The organism is Paenibacillus sp. FSL H7-0690 (assembly GCF_037980415.1).
Lineage (GTDB): Bacteria > Bacillota > Bacilli > Paenibacillales > Paenibacillaceae > Paenibacillus_AQ > Paenibacillus_AQ odorifer.
Genome location: NZ_CP150281.1, coordinates 1,502,680 through 1,518,773, shown reverse-complemented (window position 1 = coordinate 1,518,773; position 16,094 = coordinate 1,502,680). Strand labels below are relative to the sequence as shown.

At 44.4% G+C, this 16,094-nt stretch carries 15 protein-coding genes, 1 tRNA gene and 1 pseudogene; 8 read left to right on the top strand and 9 right to left on the bottom strand.

All coding sequences use genetic code 11. The features are described from left to right. Positions 1–15 precede the first annotated feature (15 nt). Positions 16–1,977: an ABC-F family ATP-binding cassette domain-containing protein gene (locus MHI32_RS06790; RefSeq protein ID WP_340012061.1), complete on the top strand. Its 1,962-nt coding sequence runs from the start codon at positions 16–18 to the stop codon at positions 1,975–1,977. A gap of 24 nt (positions 1,978–2,001) precedes the next feature. Further along, on the top strand, positions 2,002–2,469 hold the full coding sequence (locus MHI32_RS06785; protein ID WP_076185408.1) for an ASCH domain-containing protein: 468 nt from the start codon (positions 2,002–2,004) through the stop codon (positions 2,467–2,469). Positions 2,470–2,570: 101 nt separating this feature from the next. On the opposite strand, the gene MHI32_RS06780 is transcribed toward MHI32_RS06785, so the two are convergent. The 4 genes from MHI32_RS06780 to MHI32_RS06765 form a co-directional block, all read right to left on the bottom strand. Further along, positions 2,571–2,723, bottom strand: a complete 153-nt coding sequence (locus MHI32_RS06780) for a hypothetical protein (protein ID WP_155288093.1) — start codon at positions 2,721–2,723, stop codon at positions 2,571–2,573. A gap of 202 nt (positions 2,724–2,925) precedes the next feature. Beyond that, positions 2,926–3,543 (bottom strand): NUDIX hydrolase, encoded by a 618-nt coding sequence (locus MHI32_RS06775; protein ID WP_076147563.1) that lies wholly within the window; start codon positions 3,541–3,543, stop codon positions 2,926–2,928. A gap of 33 nt (positions 3,544–3,576) precedes the next feature. Continuing rightward, positions 3,577–4,530: an RNA methyltransferase gene (locus tag MHI32_RS06770; RefSeq protein WP_076125464.1), complete on the bottom strand. Its 954-nt coding sequence runs from the start codon at positions 4,528–4,530 to the stop codon at positions 3,577–3,579. A gap of 42 nt (positions 4,531–4,572) precedes the next feature. Continuing rightward, a complete protein-coding gene (locus MHI32_RS06765) occupies positions 4,573–4,968 on the bottom strand; it encodes a helix-turn-helix domain-containing protein (RefSeq protein WP_248547819.1) in 396 nt (131 codons plus the stop codon). A 115-nt stretch (positions 4,969–5,083) separates the two neighbouring features. On the opposite strand from MHI32_RS06765, the gene MHI32_RS06760 reads away from it, so the two are divergent. Next, positions 5,084–5,767 carry an SDR family NAD(P)-dependent oxidoreductase gene (locus tag MHI32_RS06760; protein WP_076185410.1) on the top strand — a complete coding sequence of 228 codons (684 nt, stop codon included), beginning with the start codon at positions 5,084–5,086 and terminating at the stop codon, positions 5,765–5,767. 158 nt (positions 5,768–5,925) lie between these two features. Continuing rightward, a complete protein-coding gene (locus tag MHI32_RS06755) occupies positions 5,926–7,281 on the top strand; it encodes a dipeptidase (protein WP_036680069.1) in 1,356 nt (451 codons plus the stop codon). A gap of 316 nt (positions 7,282–7,597) precedes the next feature. Here MHI32_RS06755 and MHI32_RS06750 read toward each other — a convergent pair. The 4 genes and pseudogenes from MHI32_RS06750 to MHI32_RS06735 form a co-directional block, all read right to left on the bottom strand. Continuing rightward, a pseudogene (locus MHI32_RS06750) lies at positions 7,598–7,861 on the bottom strand (cation diffusion facilitator family transporter); the annotation flags it as partial. Between the two features lie 147 nt (positions 7,862–8,008). Further along, a tRNA-Gly gene (locus tag MHI32_RS06745) sits at positions 8,009–8,082 on the bottom strand. Between the two features lie 64 nt (positions 8,083–8,146). After that, positions 8,147–10,273: an EAL domain-containing protein gene (locus MHI32_RS06740; protein ID WP_076185411.1), complete on the bottom strand. Its 2,127-nt coding sequence runs from the start codon at positions 10,271–10,273 to the stop codon at positions 8,147–8,149. Between the two features lie 244 nt (positions 10,274–10,517). Beyond that, the gene (locus MHI32_RS06735) at positions 10,518–11,477 is read right to left on the bottom strand and encodes an aldolase catalytic domain-containing protein (RefSeq protein ID WP_170914180.1); all 960 of its coding nucleotides are present in this window, start codon (positions 11,475–11,477) and stop codon (positions 10,518–10,520) included. Positions 11,478–11,715: 238 nt separating this feature from the next. Here MHI32_RS06735 and MHI32_RS06730 point away from each other — a divergent pair, with 238 nt between their 5' ends. The 4 genes from MHI32_RS06730 (at position 11,716) to MHI32_RS06715 (ending at position 14,441) form a co-directional block, all read left to right on the top strand. Continuing rightward, positions 11,716–11,958: a FeoA family protein gene (locus tag MHI32_RS06730; protein WP_036680093.1), complete on the top strand. Its 243-nt coding sequence runs from the start codon at positions 11,716–11,718 to the stop codon at positions 11,956–11,958. After that, entirely contained in the window at positions 11,955–13,967 is a 2,013-nt protein-coding gene (feoB, locus tag MHI32_RS06725; RefSeq protein WP_076185412.1) for a ferrous iron transport protein B, read from the top strand. Before MHI32_RS06730 ends, feoB begins: the two co-directional genes overlap by 4 nt. Positions 13,968–14,011: 44 nt before the next feature. Then, complete coding sequence (locus MHI32_RS06720) at positions 14,012–14,191, top strand: FeoB-associated Cys-rich membrane protein (RefSeq protein ID WP_038569228.1); 180 nt, start codon at positions 14,012–14,014, stop codon at positions 14,189–14,191. A gap of 103 nt (positions 14,192–14,294) precedes the next feature. Beyond that, complete coding sequence (locus MHI32_RS06715; RefSeq protein ID WP_172628785.1) at positions 14,295–14,441, top strand: hypothetical protein; 147 nt, start codon at positions 14,295–14,297, stop codon at positions 14,439–14,441. Positions 14,442–14,539: 98 nt separating this feature from the next. On the opposite strand, the gene MHI32_RS06710 is transcribed toward MHI32_RS06715, so the two are convergent. Next, complete coding sequence (locus MHI32_RS06710; protein WP_340012060.1) at positions 14,540–16,045, bottom strand: leucyl aminopeptidase; 1,506 nt, start codon at positions 16,043–16,045, stop codon at positions 14,540–14,542. Between the last annotated feature and the right edge of the window lie 49 nt (positions 16,046–16,094).

Sequence of the window (16,094 nt, the reverse complement as noted above, 5' to 3'; positions counted from 1 at the left end):
TAAAGGAGAATATATATGATCATCCAATGCCAAAATGTTCAAAAATACCACGGGGCACAACTCGTGTTGAATAGCATTACCTTCGATATCCGCCAAGGGGAAAAAATTGGCCTGATCGGCCGCAACGGTTGTGGCAAAACGACACTATTCCACCTGCTGAACGGGGAAGAACGTCCGGATGAAGGGCAAATTTCAATACGCAAAGGTAGCGTAGTAGGCCTGCTGGCTCAAATACAAGAAGTTAGCGAAAAAGAAACCGTATATGATGTTCTACAGCGCAGCTTTGCTGAACCTTTGCAATGGCAGCACCGCCTGCGGGAGCTTGAGCTGGAAATGTCCAGCTTTAACAGCGGAACGGATGAAACCCTCTGGAATCGGCTGTTAAAAGAATATGGCAGCTTGCAGGATAAGTTCGAGGCCGCCGGAGGTTACGAGATCGAATCCTCTATTCAGCGCGTAGCCTCGGGTCTCGGGATCGGAACCGGACAATACAGCCGACTGTTCGCCTCTCTTTCAGGAGGAGAAAAAACAAAAGTCGGACTTGCGGAGCTGCTGCTGCGCCGTCCAGACATCCTTCTACTGGATGAACCAACCAATCATCTCGATATGAATGCCATCGAATGGTTGGAGCAATTTTTACAGAGTTATGATGGAACAGTGCTGGCGATCTCCCATGACCGCTACTTTCTGGACGCTGTAGTCAAGAAAGTCATTGAGATTGAAGATGGCGAGGCTTTTACCTTCCACACCAACTACAGCGGCTATCAAGTGGAGAAGGAAACACGACTTCTTCAACAATTTGCTGATTATCAAGAGCAGCAGAAAAAAATAAAACAAATGCAGGAAAGCATCAAACGTCTCATTGAATTTGGCAATCGCGGGACTCCTCCTAACCCTTCCTTTTACCGGAGAGCAGCATCCATGCAAAAAGCATTGGATCGTATGGTGAAGGTTAAACGTCCTATTCTGGAGCGCAAATCGATGGATTTGCAGCTACAGCAAAATGACCGTTCCGGTAATCAGGTTGTCATTTTGGAGGATATCGGAAAAGCATATGGTCAGCGAAGCCTTTTCGCAGAGGCAAACGAAGTACTTCGCTACGGAGAGACTACGGCACTCATCGGCGGTAACGGGGCAGGTAAAAGTACACTTTTAAGAATTATTTTAGGGCAGGAAACCCCGGACAGCGGAAGCTGTATACTCGGCTCAAGAACTGTGGTCGGCTACCTCGCACAAGAGGCTGTTCCGGAAAATAACAAACAGTCTGTACTCCGCTACTTCCGCGAAGAAGCTGGACTTGAAGAAGGTGAAGCTCGCGGGCAACTTGCACGTTTCCTATTCTATGGTCCCGATGTATTCAAAGACATTACGAATCTGTCCGGTGGTGAATGGACCCGCCTGCGTTTCGCTGTACTAATGCATCACAAGCCAAACCTGCTGATTCTCGATGAGCCGACCAATCATCTGGACATAGATTCTCGTGAAGCACTCGAAGAAGCATTAGAGGAGTTTCCAGGCACAGTTCTGGCGGTATCTCATGACCGTTATTTCATCAATCGTCTATTTCACAAACTATGGTCCATTGAAGACGGGCGGTTTGGAGTGTTCAACGGAAACTATGAATATTACAAGGAAAAACAAGCTGAAAAAGCATTATTAGCTCCCTCTTTTGCGGATCAAGCTAAACCTTTCTCTGCAGAACGAACAAGTTCAGGCTCTGATAAGCCTCAATCTAACAATTCAGGGAAAGAAACCAACGCTAAATCCTCCAGTTCCCGTAGGAAAAACACCACCTTCGACTGGGAAACGGCCATTGCAGAGGTAGAGAAACGCCTTGGCGTGATCGATGCCAAGATGTTAGAGCCCCTGATCAGCAGCGATGCAGTTGAACTTGCTGAACTGCAACAAGAACGTGATGCGATACAGGAACAGTTGGATGAGCTCTATACAGGATGGATGGAGACAACTGATCTATAAATTGATCTATAAGGAGATGAGCATATGAGCAACAAAGAGAAAATTAAGTTGTTATGGAAAGAATATACCCAGCTTCATCCACAAACAGCGGATAAATATGACGCCTGGGCCTTTGGTGACAGTCCCCAGATGGCCGATAAACTGCTCGATCTGGTGATTCGTGGGATCAAGACAGGAACTGCTTCAAATTATGATATATTTGAAACTTGTGACGAGACGTTTCCGCAAGTTGGCGGGCACAGTATCGTGCTGGATGGTTCTGGTGATCCACAGGCAATAATTATTACTACAGAGGTACAAATTATACCTTTTGATGAGGTTAGCGCTGAGTTTGCCTATACTGAAGGAGAGGGTGACCGGACGCTTAAGTCATGGCGTCATGATCATGAGCAGTTCTTCACCCGAGAATCCTTAAAATTCTTAAACAAACCCTTTGATCCAAAGATGAAAGTTGTTTGTGAGAATTTTAAAGTGGTATATACAAAAGGCTAAGATCTTCAGAAAACGCAAAAGGCTGTCTCTTCCACAAGGAAGGGACAGCCTTTTGTGTATACTATAAATTCAACAGAATTAGATCCTCATTAATTTATGGTTTAGTGCCAAAATCCCAAAATCCAGCCAATAACAGAGATCCATAACGGAATGCTGATTAAGATACCCCAAACCAGCCCAGTGGCAATATTGCCTTCTGCAGGACGCACCACATTTTCCTGTTTCAATGGAATGCTCAATTCTTCTTGTTCCATGCGATCCCCTCCTAAAATATCTTATCGTCACAGTAGAGGAAAAAATGTAGACCGCTCGACCCAAAAAATTAAAATTTTGAATTTTGGTAGATATAAAGGCTCAGCGGCCAAACCGTTGTAAGTGCTTACATATTAGATATTAACCAAATTTTGAATAATTAAAAACTTAAATTTGCGGAAGTCATACAGTATATGCAGATTCTTAGTCCAATATTACTACTTTTTCCGGATTTCGTAAATATTCAAACATCGTCCGAATCTGCGCCTCTGTATTCCGCTCTGCTGAGAGCTCAGGCAGCTTATCTTCTGCAAAAAAAGAAACTTCGCTTGTCTCTACCCCTTCCATTGCCTCTCCGCCCACAATGCGGCATAAAATAAAGAACTTGTACACGTGATAAGGCTCCGGTGGATGGTTATGAAATTTTTTATCTAATACAGCCAGTAAGCGAACTGCTTCTGCCTCAAAACCCGATTCCTCTTTGATTTCTTTCACAACAACCTCACTCGGGGACAGTCCAATGTCTCCCCAGCCACCAGGAAGCGCCCAATTCCCGTCCAACTTCTCGCGAACAAGTAGAATTTTATCCTCCCGGAATACAACACCACGGACATCAACTTTTGGAGTAGCATAACCCCCTTCACCCGCAAAGGAGAGTCTAATTCTCTCCTTGCTTTCGAAGGTATAATTAGCGAGGATATCTACACTGAGCTCCCGCAAAGCTTGATACCGTTCTATATCATAAACATCCTTAGCATAAGTTAATCCAGTCTGTGCGATGGCCTGAATTTCTTTGGCCCACGTTAACCATTTCTGCTCCATTGCTGCACCCCTTTTTCGGTACCTTGATTAGGATTACTGGCAAAGCATTAAATGACGCGAGAAGGCTCCTTTTTTAGCTTCACAACGGTCTATGATTGTAAATCCAGCTTCAGTGATCATCTCGTCCATCGGTTCAATCGCAACGATAACCACCCGATCTGCAATCCGGCGCGCATTCACTAGAATCGCGAACTGCTCCTCAGGTGTAATACTAGAATATAGATTATATGGCATATCTACAATGGCTACATCGTAATGATCAGTGATATCCGCAATATCCCCAAGCGTTACCTCACTGGTGAATCCAAAATGGGCAATATTTGTTCTCGCACCGGTAGCAATCATAGGGTTAATATCACGTCCAACCATGTCGATTCCCATTGACAAGGCTTCTACCATTACAGTTCCAATACCACAGCAAGGATCTATAGCACGTATACCTTCAGGATTCGGAATAGCCATATTAACCGCGGCACGGGCAACACGTGTACTAAGCGCGATAGAATAGCTGCGTGGCTTCTTCATTTGGCGGAACCAAGTTGCCTTGTTTTTATGATAAGATCCGAAGTACCAGCGTCCACCCAGCGTAACAATGCCGTATACCAGCTCCGGATGGTTAACATCCGCTTCTCCTTCAATCCGCAACCCAATTTCCCGCTCGATCACTCTGCGCTCATCATACTCTATTTTGTCTGCAGGGCCCAGATCGTTGGTCTTCACAAAAATAACCTTAAACGTCTTGCCGCCAAGCTCCACCTGCTCCGTTTGATCATAAATCTCAGGCAGACTATCCCCTTCATACATTACATCTATCCGCTCTTTAATGAAGGGACTGCGGCTGACATCCACTTCAACCTCACTCTTAAAAAGAGCAGTCGGCACCTGCTCGCCAAAAAGACATCGCAGCTCCATCTGACACAGCGATAATTCGTCCTCTGAACAGGTGTAAGTATAAATAAATGTGTTTGTTCCACTTTCCGTATGCAATATAATCCATCCTCTATCCCAGTGAATTGTTCTGCTGTCTTGTTACTCCTGTGTGTCGTGCTGGTGGTCATAATCTATACGCGCTTTGGCGATCTTCCCATTGTTTTTGTTGACCCAGTCCACAAGCGAGGTTAAAGGTCCCAACAATGATTCTCCTATGCTCGTCAGACCGTATTCCACAGTCAGTGGGACTGTAGGCGTCGCTTTACGCCAAACTAATCCATCCCGTTCCAAATGGCGCAGGGTCTGGGTCAGCATCCGTTGTGATATCCCTCCAGAGCGCCTTTGCAACTCTTTGAACCGCAAAGCTTCAGCACCTAAATTGACTATGATCAGTACACTCCATTTGTCTCCGACCCTGTCCAGAATCTGGCGGGTAATGGAGCAATCCTCCAGCATCGGTATGAACCGGGTGGGTTCTTCCTTTGAATGTTCCAACTGTGGTTACCTCCATGTAACTTAAGCATGTAATAGTGCCTTCTTGTCCCTCAAGCCTATTCAGCTTATCATGGTTACTGTTAGTAATCAACAACCGGAAAGGAACTAATAAATCATGAAAAAGACCATTGCCATCATGGGTGCTGGACCCGGCCTAGGACTCTCAATCGCCAAAAAATTCGGAGCCAACGGATTTCAAGTGGCATTAATCTCTCGAAATGAAGAGAAGCTGAACACCCTTGTTCAGGAACTGCAAGCACTGAATATCGAGGCTGCTGCTTTTCCTGCCGACGTATACAATAAAGAACAAGTAGCCACAGCCTTCGATAATATCAAGAAAAAATACGGCTTTATCGATGTGCTCGAATTCAGCCCGACAAGTGGAAATCACCCTCCTACTCCTGCTTCACAAGTAACAGAAGAAAATGCACAGGATGCCTTTCAGGCACTGGTTGTAGCCGCTATCCGCAGCGTAGCACAGGTATTGCCTGAGATGCTGGAGAAACGCAGCGGCGCACTGCTGTTCACAACCGGATTGTCCTCCATCTATCCCATGCAGATGATGGGTAATGTTGGCATTGCGCTTAGCGGATTAAGAAACTACGCACTTAACCTGCATGCAGATTTGGCTCCACAAGAAATCTATGTAGGTCATTTAGCACTTGGTGTATTCATTAAACCCGACACCGCTACAGATCCAGGACTCATCGCTGATGTTTGGTATGAGATGTATATGGACAAAAGCAAAGCTGAGGATACTTTTCCCAAAGGTGTGACACCGGCTACAATCATCTGGTGAGAGGTTTGCCCCATCGCTTTTGATCCATAGTGAGTTCTCCAGTATAATGGTTCCTATAGAATGCTAAACAAGACGGTCACGCATGGCCAATAAGCTTATGCCCAGGCGCTTACAAAGCCGGTTTTGCGCAGCAAAACTTAAGGAGGTACATACTCACTATGTCATACGAAACTTATTTTTCAACCCACCGGGATGAACATCTCGAAGAACTAAAACAATGGCTCAGAATTCCAAGTATTTCTGCCTTATCTGAACATAAGGACGATGTACTGAAGGCAGCCCATTGGCTGACAGACACCCTGAAAAAAGCCGGACTTGAGAACATTGAGTTGCATCCGACAGCGGGACATCCCGTTATATATGCCGATTATCTTCATGCTCCAGGCAAACCAACCATTCTCGTGTATGGTCACTACGATGTACAACCAGTAGATCCATTAAACCTATGGACCACACCTCCATTTGAACCAGAGATTCGTGATGGCAAGCTTTATGCACGCGGAGCAACAGATGACAAAGGACAAGTATTCGTTCACCTCAAAGCCATTGAGGCGATCCTGAAACAAGAAGGTACTCTTCCTGTGAATCTCAAGCTTTGCATCGAAGGTGAAGAAGAAATCGGCAGTGTGAATCTGCCTCCGTTCCTTGAGGCCAATAAAGAAAAGCTCGCTGCGGATGCGGTGTTAGTCTCCGATACATCCCTATTGGAACGCGGTCGTCCTGCCATCTGCACTGGGCTACGTGGACTAGCTTCCCTTGAAGTTGATGTAACTACCGCTTTGACAGACCTGCACTCCGGTTCTTACGGCGGCGGTGTTCCGAATGCACTGCATGCCCTAGTATCTTTGCTAAGCTCGCTTCATGACGACAAAGGACGTGTATCTGTAGACGGATTCTATGATGGTGTTCCTGAACTTTCCCCAATGCTGCGGGAAGAATTCGTGAAGCAAGGTGTGAATGAAGATAAAATCCGCGAAGGTCTTGGATTGGAATCGTTATACGGGGAAGAAGGTTATTCCTTTGTAGAACGGATTGGCGCTCGTCCTACGCTTGAGCTTAACGGCGTATACGGCGGTTTCCAAGGGGAAGGCAGTAAGACGGTTATCCCTAAAGAAGCACATGCGAAGATTACCTGCCGCCTAGTTGGCGATCAGGATCCACAGCATATCCTCGATGCCGTTGAAGCACATCTGAAGGCTAATATTCAGACCGGAGCGAAAGTGCATGTTAAGCAAATGGAGAAGGCACGTGCCTTTAACATCGATCCGTCGAATCCTATTCTGCAAACTGCAGCAGACGCATATGGCAAAGTATATGGAACCCGTGCCCTCTTCACCAAAGACGGCGGCTCCATTCCGATCATGGAGAGCTTCTCCCGTGTACTGGAAGCACCTGTCGTTCTGATGGGCTTTGGTCTCGATGATGAGAACCTGCATGCACCGGATGAGCATTTCAACCTGGAGAACTTCGACAAGGGATTACTCACCATTGTTGAGTTCCTAAAGACTGTATAAGCTCCCTACAAACAATTAAAGCCAGGTTCCCTAAATTGGGAGCCTGGCTTTTTAGTATGCGGCCAAACAAAAGAGCATCATTGCTTAGTCCATTTATAAAACCACCATACCATTGCTATCACCATTATTATTAAAAGAAAAATCAGGCTTTTAACTGAGCTACTTATTATTAAAGGTCTTAAATAAGCGATCATTATCCGTCCCCCATATAGAATGAATATAAAAGAGATATAATCACCATATCACTTAATACAAAATATTGAAATAGCAGAGAAACTCTGTGCTTAATCACAATTATTATCCTTCATGTAATATCTCCAGCAACAAAAATAAGCAACGTTTCAATCGTCCCTGAGATATTCTCCACTTTGCCATGACCATAAGGATGAGCTTTATCCGCAGAGCGACTCGACCATCGGACCGAGAAAAAAGCAATCAACGAAGCAACTAAATCTAAGGAGGAGTGGATCGCTTCCGAGATAATTGCTACTGAACCTGTAAGTACTCCGACCATAAGCTTTAAAGAAACGATAAATGTATTGCTAAGTACAGATAGGAACGCAATCTTTGCACCATTCAAAAGTTTCACAACCTTTTCTTAAAAGTACGCTATATTAAAGTTTTTCCATTAGGCAAATAGTATAAACAAAAAAATCCCACCAACCATTAATAGGCTGATGGGATATAAAAAAACCCTTGCATCGCAAGGATTTGGAAGTTTGAATTATGGAGCGGGTGATGGGAATCGAACCCACGCTATCAGCTTGGAAGGCTGAAGTTCTACCATTGAACTACACCCGCACTAGAAAGTGAATACAAGAGTTATTGTATCATCTCTACAAGTAAAAATCAACATTTTTTTAGTTTACAGGGAAGCGCCGAGGGGTGCCTTTTTTAAAAATATCGCCTCAAACTCTGCTGGTTGAATAGGTTTGCTGAACAGAAATCCTTGAGCTTCATGACAATGCTGTTCACGCAAAAACTGCAGCTGCTCCTTGTTCTCAACACCCTCAGCCGTAACCTTCAGCTTCAAATGATGCGCCATAGAAGTGATTGTAGAGACTATAGCAGCATTGTTGCTGTCCTCCATAACCTCTGATACGAACGACCTGTCTATTTTCAATCTGTCGATTGGCATGTTCTTTAGATAATGCAGGGAGCTGTAGCCTGTACCAAAATCATCAATACTGATGAAGACACCAAGCTCTTTCAGACGTTTCAGCTGATCAAAGGCTGTTTCTTTATCCAAGGTCATACTCTCAGTAATCTCAAGGTCGACATAACACGGATCTAATCCAATGTCGGTTAAGATGGTATGAATCCTCCCTGCTAGATTAGGCTGAAGGAATTGCCGCATAGATAGGTTGATGGAGACGCAAATCGGCACATAGCCGGCCAGCTGCCATTTTTTATTCTGCAGACAAGCTGTTTTAAGTACCCATTCCCCAATCGGAACAATGAGTCCACTCTCCTCAGCTAACGGGATAAATTCCGCAGGAGAGACCAGACCACGTTTCGGATGATTCCAGCGGAGCAGAGCTTCCATTCCTACGATCTCTTCCGTCTCCAGCAAAACCTTTGGCTGATACACCAGAAAGAATTCATTGCGTTCAAGCGCTCTGCGGAGGTCATTTTCCAGCTTTAGACGTTCCTTTGCTTTCATCTGCATAGCTGGGATATACCGGCGAATCTCCACTCCCTGTTCCTTGGCATTATGTACAGCCGTATCAGCATTCTGAATTAGATGTTCCGCAGTTTCACCGTCACCGGGATAAATACTTAACCCCATACTAAGCGAAATATGGTACTCCCCCGACTCTAAGGCAATAGGTACCTCAAACAATCGATGCAGCTCCGTAGCTCGTACCAAACATTCTCCAAGACTTGCTCTCTCCATCATAAGAAAAGCGAACTCATCCGCCCCCATACTATAAAGCTCTTCAGTAGATTTGGCCTCATTCACAAGCCGCTCAGACACCAGCTTCAATAAATGGTCTCCGGCAAAATGGCCCAGGGAGTCATTAATATTCTTGAAATGATTAATATTCATAATAGCTAACGCTGAGAATTTATCGCTCGTTTTCTTCTCTCCAGCAATAATCATCTCTTCTACACGCTGCGTCAGACGACGTCTATTGGGAAGTCCCGTTAAATCATCATGATAGGCTAAATAATTGATCCGCTCCTCAGCCAACTGCTTTTCGTAAAAAGGTTCTTCAATCGTCAGACGATATACTCCAGTAAGCAGCAAGTAGTAAGCAACTCCGCTACACACCATTCCAAAAAGATCATCTATATTGCCACTACTGAATGGACTCATAAAAAAGGCTTGGCCCAAAGAGAAAAAGATAAGTGCTCGAATAATAATAAGCAGTGAGGCTGACTTTTCATTTTTTTCAGGAAATACAATAACCGCAACACCTGCCAAGTAAACAAAAAGAACTGCTAAATCAGCAATCTGCTTCAATGGATTCATCCAAGGCTTAGTTAATAACTGAGGCAATGCCGAGTGGCTGAAAATAAACAAAACAATGGAAAGCACAATCAACATGAAGGCTATTCTAAACAATTTTCTTTTTTCAGAGACAGACACGGGCTTATCTTCCCTGCTAAAAATAAACAACATTCCTAAACCGCTGATTAGTCGTGAGAGGGTTCGCAGCCACAACGATTCTTCAAAAGTTATGAATGATGAAATCAACGGGACGCCGACAAAACCCAATGTATGCAAGAAATCAAGAATACATATTCCACCAAAAAGAGCAGCGGCATATAATCTTCCTTTAGATAATCTGCTAGAGAAGAATAACCAGCCCTGTGCAAATATTGCAAATCCAAAAGCAACATTACAGCAGCCGACAATGAGATAGAGAGAAGAAATAATATCCCAATCGTCCAATCGGTTAAGCGATGTATGGAAAATTTGAATTAAAAGGAACAGCAAGGCGCCTACAGCAGCTGCTTGAATTGTCTTTTTCTCTTCTTGTCTCATAAGTCCCTCGCGTCTGAAAATAATATCTATTAATTAACATTCAAGTATAGTTATGTCCTATGTATAAATATCGGCGGGATAGGACTTTTAAGTTACATTTCTTTTATGGGCATTCAAAAGGAAGGCGCGTTTATAAGTTATATATTCATAAATCTTGCATAAATATAAACCATTTTCTGCTAGCAGGCAACCAAAAAAGCACTTCCCCCTACGAAAGGGTTCAGTGCTTCTAAGAAACTCAAGTTTATTTGTCACCAAAGGTTACTTCTGGTGTTGTAAGCTTATCAAAAAAATCAACGGATTTATCCTTGTCTGCAGATGCACGAAGTGCCATTGCTGAACGTGGATGCTCATCAAGTGTACCTGTGATCATATAAGGAATGATATAGCCCCACTCCTCTTTCTCACGCAAAGGAATCATCAGGCGTTCAATAATATCAAGCACAGGGCGCAAGGAGTAACGTGTATTCTTCAAATGAGTTACTAACAGCTCTGTAGGGCAATTTCCTGCAGCTCGTCCCATTCCATAACAAGAAGCATCCAGTAACTCTACACCATTCTCAGCAGCAATCAACGTGTTGGAGAACGCCAACTGAAGATTATTGTGAGTATGTACGCCTAGACGTTTGTTTGGCAGATGTGTCTTGAACTTCTCAACCAGATAATTCATGTCATTGTGATCCAAGCTGCCGTATGAATCTACAATATATACCACATCAACAACGCTCTCACGGATCATTTCAAAAGCTTCCAACAATTCATTCTCCATAACATTAGACAAAGCCATAATGTTGATCGTTGTCTCATAGCCTAGATCATGGAAAGTTTGTACCAATTGCAAGGCTTTCTCTACATCTTTGCTGTAGCATGCCACACGAATCAAATCCAGCATACTTTCGCTGCGAGGCAAAATATCATTCTCATCCACGCGGCCGATATCAACCAAAGCAGATAGCTTGGTGTGACCTTTTTGCGGAATCACTTTACGCAGGAAATCATCGTCCAGAAAACGCCATGGTCCGGCACCCTCTGCTCCTTTGAGCAATTTTGGTGAATTTTTATAACCGATTTCCATATAATCAACACCAGCTTCATTCAAGCCGGCATATAAGTTTTGTACAAATTCCACACTAAAATCCCAGTTGTTCACTAGGCCCCCATCTCGGATGGTGCAGTCAACAATCTTACATTGATTAGTCTTCATAATTATCTCCCTTCAACTATTGCAATCATTATAACCGCGAATATAGCTTTACTATGCAATTTATATCGTATAATCATACTTTAATGAAGAATAAAATGTAAAGGAATTTCATCTTCTTCTCTTTAATGCTATTACCACATCGTGTCAGCGACAATGATCACAGTAAATAAGCCCTAAAAATGCTACATTACAAGAAAATCATTGAGATTGATTATCAGTCTCTTTTGGAGGGATAAAAATGGCTTCTACCTCTTGCTCATTACTGCGACTACAACCGGGTTCGACCGGATATATTCATAAAATAGAAGGAATCAACCCCATCCTGCGTCGTCGTCTGGCTGATCTTGGAGTGTCCGAGGGTGTGAGCATTCGCCTGAAAGGAAAAGGACCTTTTTTAGGACCTATTACCTTGGAATGCAATGGACAACTGTTCGCCATCCGCCGGAAGGAAGCTTCATTGATTGAGGTGAACGTGTCTTGAGTTCAATAGCACTTGTAGGTAACCCCAATACAGGTAAAACCTCTCTCTTCAATACATTGACCTCCTCATACGAATATGTTGGTAACTGGTCAGGGGTAACGGTAGAAAAGAAGATCGGCAGCCTGAAGAACGGCGCTGGCAAGCTCATTGATTTGCCGGGCATCTATTCCTTGCACCCACTCTCACGTGATGAGGGAGTTGCTGCCCAGTATTTAATAGAAGAATCTCCTGAAGCCTTAATTAATATCGTGGATGCTTCACAGCTGGAACGAAATCTGCTGCTCACGCTTCAATTACTTGAGTATGGCAAACCTACCTTACTCGGACTGAATATGATTGACGTCGCCAATGCACGTGGAATTCGCATCAATCATGAAGTCTTACAATCACGACTGGGTATAACTGTCCTCCCGCTTGTTGCAAGAACGGGAAAAGGCTGCGCACAAGTCCTCAGTATTTTAGAGAAATCCTCTGCGATTCCCGCTGTAAAGTTCAAGTTGAACTATGGTGAGATTGTAGAGCATGCGATATCTTCTATAGAAAAGGAATTACTTCCTATCAAGGACTTACCCAATCACCGCTGGATTGCTCTACAGCTTATGGAGCAGAATCCGGTTATTCTTCATTTTCTAAAGACACGTATGGACACCTCTCGCCTACTAAACATCTGTGAATCCTGTCAGAGTGAGCTACAGATCAAAAAGCTGGCCCTGACGCTCCCCCAATGGATTCGCTCACAGCGGATGGATTATATCCACTTCATTTGTGAGGTTGTACTTGATACAACAACGCAGAAGCCTCATAACTTAACAGAAAGATTAGATTCCATATTGACGCATCGTTTTCTAGGACTGCCCTTATTTATCTTCTTTATGTATGCTCTCTTTAAGACCACATTTGACTGGGTTGGCGGACCTCTATCAGATCTCCTCGATGGCCTGATCTCCGGACCGATTAGTGATGGAGCCAATTCCCTGCTACAGACGCTTGGAGCATCCAGCTTCACGCATGCCCTGATCGTCGATGGATTAATTAGCGGTGTAGGGGGCGTCCTCGTCTTTGTCCCGCAAATCTTCATTCTCTTCCTGATCATTTCCTTCTTGGAGGATTCAGGATACATGGCTCGGGTTTGCTTATTAATGGACAGCACGATGGAACGTATGGGACTAAACGGAAAAGCATTTATTCCATTCATCATTGGCTTCGGCTGCAATGTACCTGCCATAATGGCGGCGCGCAGCATCGAACAGCCCAAAGACCGAATGCTGACCACCTTGCTAATGCCACTGATGTCCTGTTCTGCGAGACTGCCTGTTTACGCTTTATTCGCAGCAGTATTTTTCCCGGCGCAAGAGGCCGTAGCAGTTCTGTCCATGTATGTGATGGGTATTGTGTTTGCGCTGATTCTTTGTAAGGTATTCTCTAAATATTTATTCAAAAATGAATCCTCAGTTTTCATGATCGAGCTTCCACCTTATCGTATGCCGCAGATCAAGACCTTATCGCGCAGCACTTGGGAAAAGGGCAAAGGTTTCCTGCGAAAAGCTGGAACTATTATTCTTGCAGGCTCAGCAATTATTTGGTTTATGTCTTATGCAGGTCCTGGCGGGTTTGATGTGGACATGGATCACAGCTTCCTGGCTAAGTTTGGAGGTATGATCGCACCGCTACTGGCACCGCTTGGTTTCGGAACATGGCAGGCTGGCTCTACATTGGTTCCGGGCTTTTTGGCAAAAGAGGTCGTAGTCTCTACCATGAATATCATCTATCATGCACCAGATGCTGCTGGTTTAGAAAATCAAATTTCTCAAGTCTTCACACCATTGAGTTCGATCAGCTTTATGGCCTTTATCCTGCTATATATTCCTTGTTTGGCTACTGTAGGGGTGATCAAAAAAGAAACAGCATCTTGGAAATGGACCTTCTTCTCCATGGGGTATTCTCTCGTTCTGGCGTATATCGTATCTTTAATTATTTTTCAAGGCGGACGGTTATTAGGATGGTCGTAGACTTGTAAATTATAAGATTCTCATGATGAAAGTGGGGTACCATTATGATAAATGTTGTGATTGTCGCCTTAATTTTCGGTTATTCTGGCTGGACCATCTATCGACATGTGCAAAAGGGGAAGCAGGGCGCTTGTGCAGGCTGTGATAAAGGAAAAAGCTGCTCGGCAGCATCGATGGATTCCCCTCTTTCTTGTTGTTCAACACCGGTTAACAACAAGAAGTAAGCTTGTAAAACGAGCAATAAATAGAGATTTATCGTTTAGCCTCCTTAACTAACGGGTATGTTTGTTATAAGCAACTACAGACAATACCAAGGAGGTAATTCCTATGAATACCAAAAAGACATTATTTACAACAGTCGCATTGGGAGCAGTATATTTACTGAAGAATAAGGGAACTCGCGATAAAATTATGAACGGCATTCAATCCTACACTTCCCAATCGAAGGCCAAAAAATCCAGTGGTACTGTTTAAGCTTCTGCTCTTGGATTTCAATAAAGGGGTGTTCCCTAAACCAGAGTCTGGTTTAGGGAACACCCCTTGTTGTTTAGAACGGACAGCTCCCCGGATGTTTAGATCTCGCTTTCGCTCAGCAGCCACTGAATGATAGAACGAACCATGACACCTGTTGCTCCCTTAGGATTAACTCCACGTTCTTTAGATACATATGCAGTGCCAGCAATATCTAGATGAATCCATGGCAAGCCCTCAGCAAACTCACCTACAAATAATCCGCCTGTAGTAGCTCCACCATATCTTCCAGCAGTGTTACGGATATCGGCAACCTCGCTCTTTAGCATTTCACGAAATTCCGGGTATGCCGGAAGCTGCCAGACCTTTTCCCCTGAATAGCTTGAAGCGGTCAGAAATCGCTCCAGAAACGCTTCATCATTAGTCACAGCACCTGTTGCTATATCTCCCAAAGTGGACAACACAGCGCCTGTCAGCGTAGCTACATCGATAATACGTTTCGCTCCCCATTCCCGAGCATAAGTCAGCGCATCTCCTAGGACAATTCTGCCTTCAGCGTCGGTATTCAACACTTCTATCGTTCGTCCGCTCATGGAGGTAATAACATCTCCAGGCTTAAAAGCATTGGCCGATGGCATATTCTCCGCAGAAGGAATAACCATAACGACATTCATTCGTGGACGTAAGCGGCCAAGCGCCTCCATTACTCCGAGTACAGCCGCTGCCCCTCCCATATCACTAATCAGCTCTTCCATACCTGATGCTCTTTTTAAGGAGATCCCGCCGGTGTCAAAGGTAACTCCCTTCCCTACAAGCCCCACTACATTATCCCAATTCCCTGTCCCCTGATAACGGATGACGATCATTCGTGGAGGGTTTACACTTCCTTTTCCGACGGCGAGTAATCCGCCCATTCCTTTTTGCTCAATTTCCCGTTCGTCCAGCACCTCAGAAGGAAAGCCATATCGCTCAGCAATCTCTATAGCGGCCACAGCAAGGTCTGAGGGGGTCAATAGATTACCAGGCATGTTGGTCAAGCTCCGCGCCAAATTCGTGGCCTCACCGAAAGCTAGCCCCTTCTGAATGCCTTGAGTCCAATCCCGCCCGGCAGTACCCTCTAATTTCTCTTTTATAGTGAAAACAACTGCTGTTGGGCCTGTATAAAAAGACTGCACCTGCTTATAGGTAGCCCGACGATAGGAACCAAGCATTAGCCCCTCCGTCAGCGCATAAGCAATAGAAGTCACATCCTTCTCTACGGTAAGCTCCTGTAATTTGTCCGGCACTTCAAATATCAGCTTGAGCGCCTTCAAACGAAGTGCTGCACGAACTGTCTGAGCCCCCATTTGCCTTAGATCCTCAGTCGTGAGAAGTTGGTCCCCCCTGCCAACCAAAATAACAACAGGACAACCAGATGAATTCTCAGCAGGTAGTACATAAGTCTGATTAAGCTTGCCTTTAAATAAACCTGCCTTTCCCAATAGGCGAATTCTGTCATCCCAGCCCTCGGAAAAGCCTCCATTTTCGACCTCAGACTCAGAAATAATAAGGATAAGGGCATCACCCTGCACATTGTTGGCAACACCACTGTTGTAATCTATATTCATTGTGATTCCCTCCATTTGTTTCCCCAAACCAACACCCATTGTAACATAA